Source organism: Treponema bryantii (assembly GCF_900113965.1).
Classification (GTDB): Bacteria; Spirochaetota; Spirochaetia; order Treponematales; family Treponemataceae; genus Treponema_D; species Treponema_D bryantii_A.
The window spans coordinates 222,318-240,269 of sequence record NZ_FORI01000007.1; the positions used below are offsets into that span (position 1 = coordinate 222,318).

The following is a 17,952-nucleotide window of genomic DNA, read 5'->3' on the forward strand; positions in this document are numbered from 1 at the left end:
TTTTATGCCTATCAAAGGCGCCTTCCCTAAAAATGTCAAAAAGCTTATAAGAACAAATTCCTTATATATAGAATATACTTTTTTTAGACCAAATCTTCAAAAATTCGGGAAAAAACTTGGAAAAAAAGCTAAGAATCGTATTTTCGCCAAAAACCATCCTACTTTTTACGTTTAGTCTCATCCCCCTTATATTATTGGACTGAATATTATAAGGGGGATAAATTATGAGTGAATCACCACTTAGTCAGGATGAAATAGAACAGCTTCTTGCCGCAATTGCTGCTGGAGATGAAGAAGCAGAAGCGCTTAAACCAAAAACACCGTTATCATCATCCGCCAGAAAAATAAAACCTTTTGATTTTAAGAGGCCAGATAAATTTTTAAAATCTCGTTTAAGAGAGCTCACAATTGTCTTTGATGATTTTATCAGGAAATTCCAACAGTTCTTAAAATCTGAATATGATATTACTGCACAGATTCACCTTGCTGGATGTGACCAATTTCCTTTTGAAGAATTTTTCAGGGCCTTACCACCGCCTTCTCCGCTCTGTACCTTTGACTGGATGGAAGGTTCCGGAGCTTTTCAAATAGCAGCAGATGTTTTTCAAGGTATACTAGGTAAAGCACCAGACAAACCACAAAAGCTTAATGGACTTGAAGCGAGACTTTTTATGGGATACCTTTTCAAACCATTTGGGAAAATCCTTCAAACTTATTTTTCAAAAAAAGCAGGAAAAGGTATTCCAGATTTTTCAAATCAGAAATTCATTAGTGATTTTTTTATTCGTGATATTCCAATCTCGTATGATATGGGTGTAGTTGCCACTTTTTATATTAAGATAGGCCAGACTGAAGGTAATATAAATCTGTTCTTAAATCCAGATTGCATAAATTCTCTAAATGGAACTTCGTTCTTTAATATAACAAATGATGCTTCCTTTATTCCTCTCGCGACCCCTACTCCGAACACCATTGTAGAAATGGGCCGCTTTCATCTTGATGATGGAGAGAGCCTAAAAGAAAACTTGATTTACGAAACAAATAAGTTTAGTGGTGAGCCTCTCGACATCTACAAAGACGGAAAATATGCAGGCGAAGCAGAAGCTACAGTTATTGACGGTGATAACAAGGCTGCACGAGTTTTATCAAATATGTCCGACCTCGAAGAAAAAAAATTTGATGATTTCTTAAATACCAGGGTTATTTTCGGATGCAGCAAAACTAGTGATAACTTCGAGTTTGGAAAAGGTTGTATTTTTGAATTAAATGAAAATATCTTAGAGCCTGTAACAATTATCAAAAACAACAAAGTTATTGCTTATGGCGAAATTGTAATTCCCGATGAGAATTTCTGTGTCAAAGTAACAAAAGTTGTAGATAAATAACGCTTTAATTCTCAACCCATTCCCTTGCCTTGGGAATGGAAAAGCACAATATTATATCTCGTAATAGTATTGGTTTTGTAGGTTCTTAGTTAGAGGAACATGGAGTTCATTCTTCATTGCAGTAAGGACCTTGTACAAAACCTTTTCGCTAACACCGCAGGAAAAGGCGTTAGCAGGGTCATGAAGATTTTTAAGCTTCAAATAAACTGAAAGCTCTTTTACAGTATATTTGTAGCCTAGCTTAAAAAGATCATCTATAGCTTTGATTCGTTTGTATTCATCGACTCCGCAGGACATTTTTTTCCTCATTTAAAATTTATAAAAATTATAAATAATTTTGGGCATTTTCTCAAGTTGTGAGAAAGTACGCTATATACTGATATTCGAAGAGATAAAGAAGGAGGAATATGGTAAGAGATTTTTTTAAGAGTGAGGGAGTATCACTTTATGGCGCTTCACTTGCACCACTTTCTAAAACAGAAGAGATGAAGCTGGCAAAGCTCGCTGCAAACGGTGACATGCAGGCACGCGAAACCTTAATCCGCGCAAATATCCGTTATGCGCTTAGTTACGCAAAAACCTTTTATGGTCACGGCCTTTCAAATGAAGAGGTAGATGAAGAGGCTGTTATTGGGCTGATAAAAGCTATAGACCATTTTGATTATACAAAGGGTAATAAGGTTATCACACTTGCTAAAATGTACATCATGAACGAGATTGTCTCGTCCTGTAACAAAAGCGGTTATATCCAGCGCCAGAGTGATGAACGCCTTAGAATGATTTTGAAAATCAACAAGGCCTTGAAAAAAATCAATACAGACTGCAGCCAGGACCAGCTTATCTATAAGCTTTCTGTGAAAACAGGTTTTAATCAAAAGCTTATTTCTGAGCTTCTCGAAGAGACCCTTCCTTGCGTGAGCCTTGATGAATCAACAGGCAGCGAGATGGGAGAAACAAAACTTTCTATCATTCAAGACACCTCTTCATACACCCCGGAAGACTCTGCCTTTTACCATATTCAGAAAGAAGCACTTTATAAAAACTTAGGCAAGTTGGAGCCGTTAGAAAAACAAATCATCTGTATGCTTTACGGTCTCAAACCTTACAAGCAACCCTATTCCCTTGCCGAAATTGGCAAAGCCCTGGGAGAGTCAAAACAGTATATTCACTACATAAAGCAGCGTGCCCTCGAAAAGCTTAAAATGCACATGGAAGGGATGGCTGCGTAGAAACCTTCTGTGCACCTATTTTATTATCTTCCGCAAATCATCAACCGGGCCTGAGTTACTGTCTTTCAACATAAAAATATGCAGAAGCTCAATTCCTCTGGTTATGGCGGTGTAAATCATGTTGCGGTTCATCTTGTCTGCAGTCTCTTCATCATATACATTCAGGAAGTGAGCACGGTGATCCAGATAATAGAGCACTACAGGGAAATCCAGGCCCTTACAGCTCTGCGGTGTTGCAAGACGGACTACACCCTTCTTTGCAAAAGAAAAATCTTCTGAATTTACAAAATCTGATTCCAAATCCAGCTTTTCCTTCAATAGTCCTTGTAAAGCAGAAAGGTAATCTCGTTTTCCTGCAATCAAGCAGATATTTTCCGGCTCATAGCCAAGGGACTGAATACACATGTTTACAGAATCGAGCATGCTCTCAAAGGCTTCCGCCTGATTCTCTTCTTCATGAAGTTCTACAGGGGCTCCGATTCTGAAAGTCTCCGGGCGGTTTTTCTTATCAAAGCCCTTCATTAGCTGCCGGTATTTTTCAGCGACCTCCTGAATCTGTATTGTACTTCTGAAATTCACATTGAGCGCCCTGGAATTTCCGACTACATCAATTCCTGCTTTAGTCCAGGCAAAGCCCGGCTGATAAACTGACTGGTCATTGTCACCTGCAAGAATCAGATTTTTGTTCACAGAATATTTTAAAAGTCTCAGTGTTGTTACAGTCAAATCCTGAACTTCATCAACGAACAGATAGTCTGTTTTCAGATTTGCAGGAATTGTGTATTCGCCTTTATCAATCTCTGAAACCACTTTGTAATTTGCATACTGAACGGATATTTTGTCCATCTTATCCCATTCAGCAAATATTGCTTCAACGGCAGCCCAGATTTTATTTCTGTCTGTTCCGTTTGGAAGTTTCTTCATTCCTGTACGGTTGATTTTCTCATCACAATATTCTTTTTTTGAAATACATTTTGGAAGAATAAACTTATCCAGTTCGGTCCAGATTTCTTTTCCAAGCGGATTTCCAGAAACTACTTCTTCATTCTCCAGGCATCTGAATAAATCATATGAAAACTCTTTTCCCGGAAAAGCATCCGCAATAATCTTTCCTGTATAATTTTCCGAAGTTGTAATCAGTTCTTCTTCTATCGGATTTTCGATATTCATCAGCTGGGCAACATATTTGTTATATTTCTCCAGACTGCGTGAAAAAGTAATCAGTTTGAATGAAGTTCCGTCTTTCTTCTGAATCAGTTTTTCAAGAGTTTTAAGAAGAACCAGAGACTTTCCGGTTCCTGCAGAACCCTTCACTAAAAAATCATGTTCAAACTTTACCTGATTTACAATTGATTCCTGTTCCCTTGTTAATCGCAGAAGACTCTGTTCGTAATCATAGCGGGTTCTGGTATAACTGGTCATTCTTGCTAGATTATCAATATAAGACTGGGCATCAGAAAGCTTAGAAATCTGTTCCTGAATAGTTTCCTGAGCTTTTCTGTTTTCCATTTCTGCTTCGTTTTTCAAGCGACGAAGTTCATCTATTTTCTCTTTGTTCTTGCGGTTGTTAGTAATCTGCTCATCATAATCTTCCTGCAATGCTTTTAATTTTGTATTTAAGGAAGAAAGTTCTTTCTGTTTGCTCTCCAGCTCATCAACCTTTGCAGTCATATCGGAGTTTTCTAAAGCCAGTCGCTTAAGTTCTCGGTTTGCCTTTTCAAGCTCCAGGGCTGTTTCCTGCGGTGATTTTCTGTTATCCCAATTAACAAGACTTGTACTAAGTTTTGCAAGTTGGTCTTTATTTGGCAGCTTGAATATATTCGCAAATTCAGAAAGAAGATAAATTGCTGCTTTTGCCTCTTCTACAGAAAGATTTTCGAATCTGTGTCGTACAGAGTTTGTATTTCGTTCATTTGTAATGATATTTCTTATAAGCTGATATTCTTTTGGATTCCCAACTGAATAGCGCGACTTGTATAAATTAACAAGGTCGGGAAATGTTGTTTGATTTGATATTGAACCATTAAGCAGATGGCGCATATGGCCTTCAAGTGTAGAAAAAACGGACAGCGTAAAAACTCCGCAATCTACCCCCTGTAAAGCCTTTAATCTTTTTATCTGTTCAGAACTAGGTGGTACTTCTTTTTCCATGAAAATATTATACCACAGAAAAAGACTTTATCGGAATAAAGTTTTGACGGCTTTCAAAACTTCATCCAGAAGTTCCCGACTACTCTTCTCCACCAGTTCCGGAATCACCCTCACATAAGTAATCGTAGCAAGAGTTGTAATATCCGGCTGACCTTCTACCAAAGTTACTCCCGTCAAAGAATGAGTCTCCCTGTTATGCTTTTCTTTAGTCAAAACCAGAATTGTCTTTCCAGAAAGCTGAACGATGTCTCCACGGTCAGGATAGAACTTACCGTCATCAGAAGCATCTCCTTCTGTAAAAAACTCAACCGGATTGATTCCGTCCAAGGCGCAGGCTCGGATAAGATTGATTGAAGGGCGGGCACGGTGATTTACAAAGAGGTTTCTTGCAAAGGCTTCGGTTGTTCCATATTTCTCGCCAACTTCCAGATAGTCATGCTTGTGGCGGCGGACAAAAGAAGGAACATCATCTGGCTGCCATTCCGGCAAAGTCTTTCTTGGGAAAGGTATCTCTTCATCCTCAAAGAAGAACCAGTCAACACATGGAATATAAGGCAAAAGCTGACAGATTACAGCATAAGTCGGAACAGTATTTCCCGCAGCAATTTTGTAAATCGTAATATGAGGAAGGTCTCTCTCCAGACACCAGTTTTTCAGTTTTCTTGAAATTACTAAATCATGCAGAAACTTCTGCGCGTGTGTCATTTTGTCTGCCATAAAAATCCAAAGCCTCTTTTGTCGTATGAAGAAGATGAAGTACGGAACTTCGTTTTGCATTTCGTCCCTGAATCAGAGCACAAAGTCTGAACCAGAAGGAAAGCGGAAGCTTGAACGCCATCTCTTCGTTATATTTCGTTAAAAAATGAATTACATATTCCAGCGATCTGAAATCTCTTCCTGTTGCAGCAAAGAGAATAAACAAGTCGCCTTCTACCCCGGGGAGTGCACTCTTCATTTCAGAAGCTGAAGCATCCCAACCGGTCACAACATACGCTCTTTTAAATCCGCTGAAGTAATAAAAGAGAACTGCAACACAATTTCCGTCAAACTTAAAGCACAAAGATTTTCCGTCGGCTGAAAATTCTGGTTTTTCCTTCTTTACTCCGCAGGCATACATTGAATACGAGACCGAAGACGATTTTCCGCCCTCCTGAGGTACAAAAACTAGCAAATTCTGTCTCATATTTTCTAATTATATATTATTTTTACTTAAAATGTATAGATAGAAATATTGATTTTTTCTCACACTTGTATTATATTTATATTAGTACATTTATTATTTTATAAATGTATATATCTTAATTTCAACAGCGTTTAGACTCCCAGCTAAGCAACTTTTGAATCTACAACACAGGAGTTTTTATGGAAAACACAAATCCTCTCGAAAATCCAGTATCTAAACAGGAATTTAACGGATATTGGATTCCACGTCACAATGCAAAAGTGATGAAACAAGGCCTCGAAGAAAACAAGGCTCCATTCCTTCCTGATTCAACAGGAAACATCAAAGCCGAACCAATCTACAACATGGCCACCGGCTACTGTCTCCCCGCAAACCGTCTTATTCCGGTTCAGTTTGCAAAAATGCAGAACGGCTACAATTCAAATGTAGTTGCAACCCGTACTACCCTTGGCGGTATGGAAAACGGCATCAAAGAAAATGAAAAAGGCGTTTTCTACAACTTCAAGGATGAACAGGGCGAAATCCACACTTCAAGTCTTTTCTTCGCGGAACAGACTCAGAATCCGGATGCACTTATTGCTGCTTCAAAAGACAAAATCCAGCAGAAGACAAATCTCAAGGATTATTCCATGGTAATCGCTTCAAGTGAACCTAAAGAGTACCTGGGTACTTACATGGCTGCCTGTCGCAGCGGAATGAAGCTTTCTGTTGAACCTCAGATTGCAGAAGAGTTCAAGAAAAAACTCATGCCAACTCTGGAAAATGATTTGAAAAAACAGGAAGAGCGAAACAAAGAGCTTCCTACCCTTTCAAATCTGCTTTTTGATGCCGACAAACGCGCGACTGAAATCACAAAAAGCCTTTCCCAGTCTGTGGAGCAGAATCAGGCTCCAAAACAGCAGAAGAAGCAGACTCAGGACATGGAGATGTGCTTTTAGTCTTTAAACGTAAATTCCAGAACACTTGCCTGCCCGGGGAGAACTATGGAATACTTTCAGACTGCTTGGCGTAACGGTTCCTCCTTAAACAAGGGTCTTACCTCTGAAGAGTTCTTTTACAACCAGATTTACAAGGCTCTGGAAGTAAACGTCGCAAACAGAAACTTACCCTTCTTTAATGCGAACGCAAAAACAATTCCAGTAGAACTTTCTACCGGCAAAATCATAAATGATGAAAACCTCATCGCGCTAGAACAGATTTCCGCTAAAAAGGGATATTCTTCAAACATCTGGATTTACGGCGATGTTCTGGAAAAAATGCAGAAAGAAGGCATCTCGCTGAACTTAAGGCGGGATGCCGAACCTGTATTGTGCCTTACAAAATATGCGAACTACACTCACCTCAATAAACCGGAGCTTTACATAGCCGAAGGTGGAGCAAAAACAAAAGCCCAGTACCTTTACAACTATGACTCTCTGGATGATCGTTCCAAAAAGGCAGTTGATAAATACTTTAAGAACGCTCTTGAAGTGAATCAGGTTCACGCAGAAGAAAATCTCAAGAACTACATTGATAACCTCAAAAAATCAAAGACGGAAGTTCAGCCCCGCCTTGAAGCAATGAAAAGCGCTCTCAAGACCGCAGCTAAAAATTCAGAGACCGTCTTTAAGAAAGGAAATCCCAACTATAACCAGGAGGTAAACTTCGCTCCGGTTATAAATGCCCAGATTAGGCATATGTGTCAGGTAAATACCGGCGCAAGACTGAAGAACACCTCAAATCCTGCAATGGAAAATGCCTGCTATGATTTCTTTTCTCAAATCATCAGAGATACAAATCAAAACAAAGGACAGAAATGGATGGTGGGAGAAGCCGTAACAAAAGCCATGACAGCAGGGCTTGAATACGCAAAATCCTGCATCTCCAAAGACTTTAATCTGGAAGTTCGAAAAAATCGGGAAGAACAGTCAATTAAAACGGAAAAGCTGAAAAAAAGAGGATACGAAGGTTTAAGTTACTAACCTATTTTTTACACCAAGAGGAACACTATGGCAGAAAACACAGTAACGATGGAAATCATCGACAGCGAACAGTATAAACGCGCTAATATCCGCTTTATCGGAAAGCCTTCTGAAGAGATTCGCGAAGAACTCAAAAAGGAAGGCTGGTTTTATTCGCGCAATCACAATGTTTGGTATCCCAAAAATGATGCAGCAGCAAAGAGTCGGAATTTTGCCCAGCACATACGCGATACCTATTTTCCCACCCAAAAGGAAGAAATCAAAATCATCACTGAGGCTACCGAAAAGGATGAACTACAGGTGATGATTCAGAACGGTTCAAGCCTTAAAGATATTCTTTCAAAACTCAGCGACATGTACGGCGAAAATGCTGTGCACGAAGCTTTTAATGAAGTAAAGCAGAATATTGATTCTGCAGTAGAAGAAAAGCCGGAGGTTGAGGCTGAACTGACAGAAGAGGAGGAAATTGAAGAAGACTCTCCTGCCACTACAGAAAGTACAATAACCGAAGATAATCTTTACCCTGATGACGTAAACTCAGCAAAAACAAAACTCGGTGATATTGTCCGCGAGACTTTCCTTACCCTTTCAGAAGAGGAAAAGGAAGCCGGCACTACAACTGAGCAGAAAAATACCCGCTATGAAAAATGGTACCGTCCTATGATTGATGAAATCATGGCATCCGTAACAGCGGGCGACCAGGACCTTATCAGAAAAATCAATGACTTTGATTTGAACAAGGCCAGCCACAAGGAAGGAAACTCTTACTATTCCGAAGACGAAGCTTTCAAACGCGACGTAAACTACAAACTACTCCCGGAACTCTACGAAATCGTTCAGGACAAAATCAGAAAGGAATATGACGAAAAGAAAATTCCTTACATTGTCATGTTCTCTTCAGAAAGCCCTGTATTCCCTACAGAAAACAAAGTCTACACCGTAAAAGAGTTCAACGAGCTTCTTCTCAAGGCAGACAGCGAGTTTCATAACCGCCGGGAATATGCAGAAAAGAAATATGGTTCTGCAGACAATTACTGGGAACTGGAAAGCGAAGACAAACTCCCCGAAGAAGACAAGGGAATCCAGTTCGGCTACGACAAAACCAACTTCAAGTTCTTCAATATTCCAAATCCTGCGAATCCGGAAGACACCTTCTCTTACGAACCAAGCCGTTATGATATTGGAGATGGTAATGGATCCGTATTTGATTACGTGCGCTCTACCTGCTCTCACGATGAGTTTATTGAAGCCCTTAATCAGCTGGAAAAAGACCTTTACTTCCCGGAAGTAACAAAAACTCAACGGGAAGACATTGATAAGATTGTTGCAAAAGAAGCTAAAAAGCTTTCAAAGAATCTTACAGAAAAACTGTCGGCCGTTGATGAAGCTCAGGAAGAATACAAGGAACTTCACAAAAAATGGCTGATTGAATCAAGCGAGGCAGAGGCAGCTGATAAAAAGCTGGAGGATGCTCTTTCTGGCGTAAAAGCTGTTTATGACAAAGCAATGTCAGACGCTTTTGGAAAGATTCTCAACGAATATCCTTATGCTTCAATCAAATCAATCGAAGATTCTCAGCTTTTGCAGTATGCCGCAAATGAAGTAAAGAAGATGGCCGTAAATGAACTCTATCTTCCAAGCCGTAACGCTCAGAAAGCCATGAATGCAGAAGATTATGCCTCTTACAACAGCACCGACTGGGCAAAGCTCAGAAAAATCTGGGCTCTCTTCCCTGCAAACGTAAATATGGATTCATATGCCCGCGACCTTTTGAACAAGACCATCGAGCAGCGTAATGAAAAGGCAAATACAAGGCCCGCAGAAGAAGTTCACGATGAAAAAAAGCCTTCAACAGAACTTACGGTTGAAGACCTTGAAATCTGTAAAAAGGTAATTCCGCCAAGCCAGTACAACTTCACCCTTGAGCTTACAAAAGGCGAAGAAGGTGATTTCTACAAAGGCAAACTCAAAGAAATCGCAGAGACTTACCGCAAAATCAACACAGATAATGAACTGGTTAATGAAGACGGCACTCACAATGTGGGCTTCCGCTACTTCCTTGGAAACACAGAAATCTACATCTCTGAAATTGATTCAGAAGGTATCGGCTTTGGCTACAACATTCTGAACGGCGACCTTCAAATGTCTGAATGGGGCTCAACTTCCATGGACGAAATCTTAAGCATCCCGTTTATTGAAATGGATTACCACGTAGATAAGGATGCCACAATCGAAGAGATGCTTTATAAAGGCCATCAGGAATATTTCAAAGAGTTTGCTCCAAAAGCTGATGAAAAAGCTTATACAGCAGAAACCTCAAATGAACAAGAGTCACAGGAACCACCGCTTACAGTTTACACCTTCTCTCCTTTCGGCTATGAAGGCTCTCTCGTAACAGTGGAAACAGACTTACGACGAGGAATCCCAGCCTACGATATTGTTGGCATTGCAGACAGCACTGTAAAGGAAAGCCGTGAACGAATTCGTGCAGCTTTCAAAAACTCTGGACTTGAACTCCCTGCAGAACGCATTCTTCAGTCTTTGAGCCCTGCCGACCTCAGAAAAGATTCTCCAATGGATGTTGCAATGGCAGTTGATATTCTTGCCAGAAAGGAAGACTGGCGTGGCGAACCTGTACTTGCCCTTGGTGAACTGGAATTAAGCGGAAATATCCGTCCGACACGGGGTGCTCATGCAGCTGTCACAACCGCAAGAGCCGCAGGTATTTCAAATATCATCTGTGACAAAACCACAGCAGAACTTCTCAAGGATATTCATGGAATCAAGATTCTTGCAGTCGAAAATCTCAAGGAAATCAGCGAGAAGATCAATGATAAGGCAAACTTCATCGAAACCAAGCCCGAAGTAAAAAAAGATAACGAAATTGAGTTTAATGAAGATTATTTTGATGCTGCAAAGGAAAGTCTTGCAAACTACGACCTCAAAGGCCATTTTGATTCAATCCGCGCTATTGAGATTGCAGTGGCTGGTAAACACAACATTCTTCAGGTTGGTGCTCCGGGTTGCGGAAAAACACTTCTTCAGCAGAACCTGATTCCAGCCCTTACACCAAAACTCACAGAAGATGAAGCGCTTTCAATCTCAAGAATCAATTCCATTGCAGGTCTTGATTCACCTAACCACGATAAGCTTCTTGCTCCATTCAGAATGCCTCATCAAACCGCCAGTATTGAAGGAATCTGCGGCGGCGGACCGAACTGCAGACCGGGAGAAATCTCACTTGCTCACAAAGGAACGCTTTTCCTCGATGAAGCAGCCGAATTCCGTTCCTCAGTTTTACAGATGCTCAGAGTTCCCCTTGAAACAAAATCCATCACCCTTTCAAGAGCAGGCCGTACAACAGTCTACCCGGCAGATTTCCAGCTTGCCATGGCAACAAATCCGTGTCCATGCGGCTGTTACGGTTCAAAAGACAAAATCTGCCTGGACAGCGCAAAAAGCATAGACCTCTACTGGAAAAAGTTCTCCGCCCCTCTCATCGACCGTATCGAAATTAAAAACTTCGTTCAGAGAGATGAAAAGGACGAACGCACAATCAGTCTTGAAGAAATGCGGGAACAGGTCCGTAAGGCCTATGAGATTCAACGTAAGCGAGGTGTTTACAACTCTCACCTGACTCCGGAACAGATTGATGAATACTGCAAGCTCTCAGAGCCATGCGAAAAGTACGTAAATGGAATTGAAGACCTCTCGCCTCGTTCAAGGGCAAATCTTCTCAAGCTTTCCCTCACAATCGCAAATATGGACGGCCGTGAAGAAATCCTCATGAACGACCTTCTGGAAGCCCGTGAACTTTCTGCCCCAATGTTTGAAAAACCGAATCAGTTCAAATATCAGCCGGAAAATACTATTCCAGTTGCAGAAGTTCAAAACGCAGATTTCAGAATTGATGATGAGACTATATCAAAATCACAGATTGACGCTGCCATCCGCGAAAGAAAGCTCATCACAGAGCCAGTATTGAACGGGGAAAAGACTGGACTCTATAAAGCCTTCAAGGATTTTGAAGATAAGGGCGTATTTGATGTTCAAGGAACTCAAGTAAAACTTTCAAAGAACGGCGGGCTTACACCTACCGGCTGGAAACAGCTTCAGGCAGCAATGGAAATCTACCGTTCCAAAAAGTTTGAGACCTTCCGCTACGTCATGATTGACCGTAAGACAGGAGAAATCGCAGATCAGCTTGCAATCACAAGCCATATGCCTAATTTCTGCAATGTAACTCTTCCAAACGACGAAACCTTAAAGCAGGTAATCAGCCGTGCAGAAGAAAAAGACTACCTCATTGCAGTCTGTCACAATCATCCTTCGGGAAATACGACTGAATCCAGCTTTGACCGTGAACTTACAGACAGCCTCGATCGTTCTCTCCGCCGTAACGACGGGTTAAACCGCTTTGCAGGCCACATAATCCTCGACCACGACACATTCAACCTTGCAGTTCCGAACGAAACTCCGGGCAAATGCCACTGGAAAAAGATGGAACCTGTAAATGTGGAAAAAGAAGACCGTCTGAATGCAGAACATTCTCCTTCCTTTGCAGACCAGTCTGTAAGCGGAACAGGCGCACTTAAGGAAGTAGCAGAAAAAATCAATGATACAGAAAACTGGAACGATAACTTTATTCCGGTTGTATTCACCAATGCTGACAGAAACATTACCGGCGTTCAGTACTACTCAAAAAACTTCTTTGAAAATGAATCCGACAAGATTCGCAACGAATTCCAGTTCTCAGCAATGGAAGCCGGAGCAATTGGCGCCTTCCCGATTATCACAGATTCTCTCTGGAACAAACTTCCTGAAGAAGCTCGTACTTCGCTGGAAACAAAGCTGAAGGATCACATTATGAACGACGCATTTACAGATGCCGCCTTCAATAAGTCCACAATTACGGAAAAGTACTCTATCGAGGCCGGCCGTAATTACTACAGCTTCAACCGAGACTCTTCAGACCGAAAAATCGACGTAGTTTCCACCTGGACCCCAGAAGTAAACCCGCGACTTTTCCCCGAAGAACACAAAAAGCAGAATCACGACATCGAACGCTGATAATACAATAAATCAATTCTACTGGGCAGGGTGAATAATCACTCTGCTCAGTTTTGTACATCAAGGAGTAACACAGATGGAAGATATAGAAAAGAAAGAAGAACACAAAGAAGAAATTGAACGCAAGGCGCCTTATGAAACCCAGACAGATGCTCCAGAAAATGAAGAGCCTGACAATTCGGTAGATGATACAGAAAATCCTGATGTCGAAGCCGAAAGTTCGGTGGTTGAGCCCGTCGAAACCACCATTGCAGACGCGACCTCTCTCCCAGACTTCACAGTTCAGACAAAGGATGGTCCAAAACTCTTCAAAAATATGAAGGTCGTATTTCAGGATGAAGAAACCAACCGCTTCTATCTCGACAACGGAAAAGAAAAGCTGATTCTTCCTGCCATGACCTTCAAATCAATCGTCTCACCAGAAAGTCTTCATCCACAGCCGGAAGCCTTCAAGGATGCAGAAATTGCAGAAGAAAGCCCTGCCGCCGTCCTTGGAAAAACTGCTCTTCCGGAATTTTCGATGATTACCACAAAAGGAATCGGAATTTTCAAAGACCTCACCGTTCAAAAGTTCAATCCGGCAGAAAACTCCTACACCCTTTCCAACGGCGAGACTACCCTCACTGTAACCGCAGAAACCTTCAAAGAAATCAACAAGCCCGAGCGCTATGAGAAAGTCTTTGATGAAAATACCCCAGCTTACGAAAAACTCATCGACAGCCAGTACGAAGCCTATTTCAAACAGCGGGATAACACTGCAGATAACTTTATCCATAACCTTTCTGTCTATTGCCGGAAAGAAGCAAACTCGCCGCTGGACGCTCTGACCATAAGCAAAGAAATCATCAGCCGCATGGACAAGGAAGAAAAGGAGAAGACCCGCCTGATCCTCAAACAGATGGCCCGCGAAGAAGAAACCATCAATCAGGTACTCATCAACACCTACTATGAAGCAATCAAAGGCGTTCCCCTCGACAGAGAAACAATTCTCCAGAAAAAGTCAGAAGAGCGTATTGCAAAGCCTTTTTCCGACACCATTTCAACAAACGGAGCACTGGTTGATAAAGATTCAAAACTCAAAATCGGTGACACCATCAAAGACATGACCTTCAACATCCCAAAAGCTTTCGGCACTGGCAAAGACCGCATCTTCGAAGACCTGACCGTTATTTCCGCCAGTAAAGACGGCAACAACATCATCCTCATGGACAGAAACCGTTCCTTCTACGAACTCTCCCGCGACAAAGTCCTGGAAGGCTACAACAAGCAGCAGGAAAAACAGCACAAAGCCGAGATGAAGCAGAAAAGAAGCAACCGCATTGATGTGGGCTGGGAGAGATAAGATATGCCACGACTACTCACCGCAATAATGAATCAGGGCCAGTCGGAAGAAGAAGTCCAGGAATGGCTGGATTACAATATCATGGGCAGTATTAATACGAACCTTCCAGTATTTCCGATTATTATGTATTCGGTGGGGTGATAGCAATCTACTGATAGATTTTATACACAGGGTATGGTATTTTGTCAGTATAAGACTATGTTATGGCGACAGGCGCACTGGGGTGCTATATAGAAATAGTATAATGATTTTGTTAATATATTTGTATGGAAACAAAAATAGAAAATTGGCTTAACAGTGGAGAATATATTTCTCAACTTAACAACATGAGAACTTCAATAATGAAAGATGTTTCTACCTCAAAAAGTGAATCGGAAACAGCATCTATTTTTGAAACAAATCTTTATTATACAATACGTAAAGAAACTGGGATTGAATTAAATTTTAATAAAGAAAGTAAACTTGATAATATAAACCATAAATTTGAAGGGTTAAAAAATAGAACTAGTGGAAAAGGCAGATTAGATGCGGTTGTAAACAACTTAGTCATTGAATATAAGCATTTTTCAAAATTACAGAAAAAGGAAGATATTGATAAAGCTATAGCACAGGTTGAAGATTATTTAAATGCCTTATATAAAAATGATGGGATAAAATATAATGCGATTCTTACTGATGGTCTGAAAATTTCATATTTCTCTTTTGTTGATGAGAATATTGAACATTCTACTCTAAAAGAAATATCAGTTAAAGATTTGAATACAATTGTAACAGCTATCCTTAATAGTGATACAAAGTCTTTCGTTCCTCAAAACATTCTCAAAGACTTTTCAATTTATGCAAATGTAGATACAGTTTCAAAATTGTTATCAAAAGAGTTGTTCAACTTGATAATGAATGCCCCAACAGGAAAAACATTAATGTTGTTAAATGAATGGGAAAATTTGATGCATTTGTCAGTAAATGATGATATAGGACAAAGCAATGATATTGAAAAAAGAAGAAATGATTTGTCACAAATTTTTGAAATTACTATTAACAACTCAGAGACAGAATACAAAGCGCTGTATGCATTACAAACAACTTATGCAATTATTGTAAAATTAATTGCTTGCAAAGTTATAGATAAATTAAATTACAATATTAAATCATCTTCATATTTTGATTTAAGCAAAATTTCATCAATTGAGCTTCAAAAATTTTTAGAGGGCATGGAAGATGGATATTCTTATAAAAGTAATAATATTGACAATTTGCTTGAGGGAGATTTCTTTTCTTGGTATTCAGATGCAAAACAATGGAATGATGGAATATATATTCACATAAAAGAATCTATTCAAATAATAGATAAATACTCTGCTTTTTCATTTAATATCCATTATAATCCAATTGACATTTTTAAAGATTTATACATGAGTATTATTCCTAAATCAATTCGTCATTCAATGGGAGAATATTTTACTCCAAAATGGCTATCTGATTATGTTGTAGAAAACAGTACAAATGATTTAGCTCCTAATTGGAAAGCAATAGATCCTTGTTGTGGTTCTGGTATTTTTATTATTTCTTTAATTAAGAAAATTGTTGGTGATGTTGAACTTATCAAACTATCTGATGAAGAGAAAGAACAGTTGAAAAAACAAATTCTCTCACGGGTTTATGGAATTGATATAAATCCTCTCAGTGTTTTATCCGCACGTGTTGGTTATTTTATGGCACTCCTTCCATTAGGGAGAATTGCCGATATTGAAATTCCTGTATATTTAGGAGACTCTGCAATAGTTCCTAAGAAAATAGCGATAGATAAAATTGAATGTTATTCATACACAATTGTAAACAATAAGTTACCGTTTGAAGCTATTTTTCCAGTTCGTTTTGTAAAATCATGTGATTTTGAAAAAAACATGAACGAATTACAGTCTTTGGTGAAAACTGATAAGTCAGAAATTCTGTATTTATCAATTTTTAGTCAATTGACCGATGAAGAAAAACAATCAGATTTACTTCAATTAAAAATCCAAGAAATGGCTTCAAATCTCGTTACATTACATAAAAATCATTGGGATGGAGTATGGATAAGAATTATTACAAATTTCATGATGATTGCTCGATTTTCAGAATTTGATTTAATTGTAGGAAATCCTCCTTGGGTAAAATGGGAACACTTACCTGCCGCATATGCTTCTCGAATTAAAGAATTTTGCGATGTAAAGCACATTTTCTGTAATGATGGCGGGCAGTATGGCGGAACTCAGTTAAACATATGTGCATTAATTGCAAATGTTACAGCGACCAATTGGTTGTCAAAAGATGGTGTTTTAGCATTTCTTATGCCAGATAGTATAATGTCTCAAAATTCATATGAGGAATTTAGAAATTTCTATATTGATTATGAAAATAATATACGTCTTTATCTTAATAAAATCGATCGCTGGCTATCACCTCTAAGACCTTTCCGATATGAAGATAAAGCTGTGACTCAAGATTTTAATACCTATTATTTTTCATATAAAGAAATTGATTATAAAAAAGGAATTCCTGTAAAGAATATTTCTCGAAACAAGAAAATCTCTGATGAAACAATCAATAAATCTTCTTCTTACTTAAATGCAAAGAAATATCTTGATTTCTTCGCTAGTAAAGCAATTCAACTTTCTGACAATTCGACAGCATTTTCTTATTCTTCAAATGAATTTGATTATTCCTCAATAATTGGAGAAACCGCATATACATACAGAACTGGGGTTGAGTTTACACCACAAGAATTGTATATGTTAAACGGAATTGGGAAATCCACAAAAGAAAAACATTATCGTTTTAAAAAGAAAGAGTTTGCTTTATCAAAATATAAAGTAAGTGATATGCCAGAAAATGGCTGGGATTTACCAACAGAATATATTTATCCTATGTTGACAGCTCCAAATATTGTTCCATTCTTTTATGATAGAACAAATGAGTATTGTATTGTTCCTTATTCGAAAGAAGATATTAAAAATCCTGTTAAAGAAGAAGAATTGCTTCTAACAAATAAAGAACTATATCTTTATCTTTCAAAACACATTGAACTTATAGATTCGCAGTCTGCAAAAAGTAAAATGATGCACAGAGGAAAAGAATTTTATGCACTATCTAAAATAGGTTCTTACACATTTGCTCCATACATTGTTGCCGCTCGTGATAATTCGAAATTTTGTGCGACTGTTGTAAAACCGTCTATAACTGATTGGAAAGAGGAAAAACATACAATTTGTGTTAAGCATACTATTATAATCAGTCAGAAAAAAGATGGAAGTTTTATTTCTGAAGATGAAGCACATTATATTTGTGGAATTTTAAATTCTGATATTGTCAAGAGTTATATAGAAAATACATTTAAATCAAATGGTTATAGCTTGAATAAATCAAATTTAAATTTACCTGAATATGACGAAAGTAATTCTTTGCACAAAGAAATTGTTGATTTGGTAAAAAATGTTACACCAGACTCTGTAAAATCAGTAACAAAAAAAATCACCGATATATATCTATCAATATGTAAAAACACATAACACATATAAGGCCCCAGTTTGTCAATAAGAATCCTCAAAAAATAATCACTTAAGGCTGTCTTTTTCAGGCAGTCTTCTTTTTT

General features: G+C 39.0%; 12 protein-coding genes. 8 read left to right on the forward strand and 4 right to left on the reverse strand.

Annotated elements, in window-relative coordinates:
• The first annotated feature begins 224 nt into the window (after positions 1-224).
• Positions 225-1,385 carry a FliM/FliN family flagellar motor switch protein gene (locus BM161_RS10555; RefSeq protein ID WP_074932512.1) on the forward strand — a complete coding sequence of 387 codons (1,161 nt, stop codon included), beginning with the start codon at positions 225-227 and terminating at the stop codon, positions 1,383-1,385.
• Positions 1,386-1,436: 51 nt separating this feature from the next.
• Here the strand turns inward: BM161_RS10555 and BM161_RS10560 are convergent, their stop codons facing one another.
• Positions 1,437-1,682: a hypothetical protein gene (locus tag BM161_RS10560; protein ID WP_074932513.1), complete on the reverse strand. Its 246-nt coding sequence runs from the start codon at positions 1,680-1,682 to the stop codon at positions 1,437-1,439.
• 110 nt (positions 1,683-1,792) lie between these two features.
• On the opposite strand from BM161_RS10560, the gene BM161_RS10565 reads away from it, so the two are divergent.
• Positions 1,793-2,614 (forward strand): sigma-70 family RNA polymerase sigma factor, encoded by an 822-nt coding sequence (locus tag BM161_RS10565; RefSeq protein WP_074932515.1) that lies wholly within the window; start codon positions 1,793-1,795, stop codon positions 2,612-2,614.
• Positions 2,615-2,629: 15 nt separating this feature from the next.
• On the opposite strand, the gene BM161_RS10570 is transcribed toward BM161_RS10565, so the two are convergent.
• From BM161_RS10570 to BM161_RS10580, 3 genes are read right to left on the reverse strand one after another with little or no spacing between them, the layout of a single operon-like run.
• A complete protein-coding gene (locus BM161_RS10570; RefSeq protein WP_074932517.1) occupies positions 2,630-4,765 on the reverse strand; it encodes a UvrD-helicase domain-containing protein in 2,136 nt (711 codons plus the stop codon).
• 27 nt (positions 4,766-4,792) lie between these two features.
• A complete protein-coding gene (locus BM161_RS10575) occupies positions 4,793-5,482 on the reverse strand; it encodes a hypothetical protein (protein WP_074932519.1) in 690 nt (229 codons plus the stop codon).
• Positions 5,442-5,948, reverse strand: coding sequence for a hypothetical protein (locus tag BM161_RS10580; RefSeq protein WP_143090546.1), 507 nt, complete (start codon positions 5,946-5,948; stop codon positions 5,442-5,444). The genes BM161_RS10575 and BM161_RS10580 overlap by 41 nt, the downstream gene beginning before the upstream one ends.
• A gap of 179 nt (positions 5,949-6,127) precedes the next feature.
• Between BM161_RS10580 and BM161_RS10585 the strand changes: the two genes are divergently transcribed.
• The 6 genes from BM161_RS10585 to BM161_RS10605 all read left to right on the forward strand — a co-directional run bounded on the left by BM161_RS10585 (position 6,128) and on the right by BM161_RS10605 (position 17,869).
• Positions 6,128-6,886, forward strand: a complete 759-nt coding sequence (locus tag BM161_RS10585) for a hypothetical protein (protein ID WP_074932523.1) — start codon at positions 6,128-6,130, stop codon at positions 6,884-6,886.
• A gap of 45 nt (positions 6,887-6,931) precedes the next feature.
• Complete coding sequence (locus BM161_RS10590; protein WP_074932524.1) at positions 6,932-7,909, forward strand: hypothetical protein; 978 nt, start codon at positions 6,932-6,934, stop codon at positions 7,907-7,909.
• 27 nt (positions 7,910-7,936) lie between these two features.
• Positions 7,937-12,979, forward strand: coding sequence for a YifB family Mg chelatase-like AAA ATPase (locus tag BM161_RS14275; protein ID WP_074932526.1), 5,043 nt, complete (start codon positions 7,937-7,939; stop codon positions 12,977-12,979).
• A 76-nt stretch (positions 12,980-13,055) separates the two neighbouring features.
• Complete coding sequence (locus tag BM161_RS10600) at positions 13,056-14,321, forward strand: hypothetical protein (protein ID WP_074932528.1); 1,266 nt, start codon at positions 13,056-13,058, stop codon at positions 14,319-14,321.
• A 3-nt stretch (positions 14,322-14,324) separates the two neighbouring features.
• Positions 14,325-14,462, forward strand: a complete 138-nt coding sequence (locus tag BM161_RS14405) for a hypothetical protein (RefSeq protein WP_177206235.1) — start codon at positions 14,325-14,327, stop codon at positions 14,460-14,462.
• A gap of 125 nt (positions 14,463-14,587) precedes the next feature.
• Positions 14,588-17,869, forward strand: coding sequence for an Eco57I restriction-modification methylase domain-containing protein (locus tag BM161_RS10605; RefSeq protein WP_074932530.1), 3,282 nt, complete (start codon positions 14,588-14,590; stop codon positions 17,867-17,869).
• Positions 17,870-17,952: the final 83 nt, after the last annotated feature.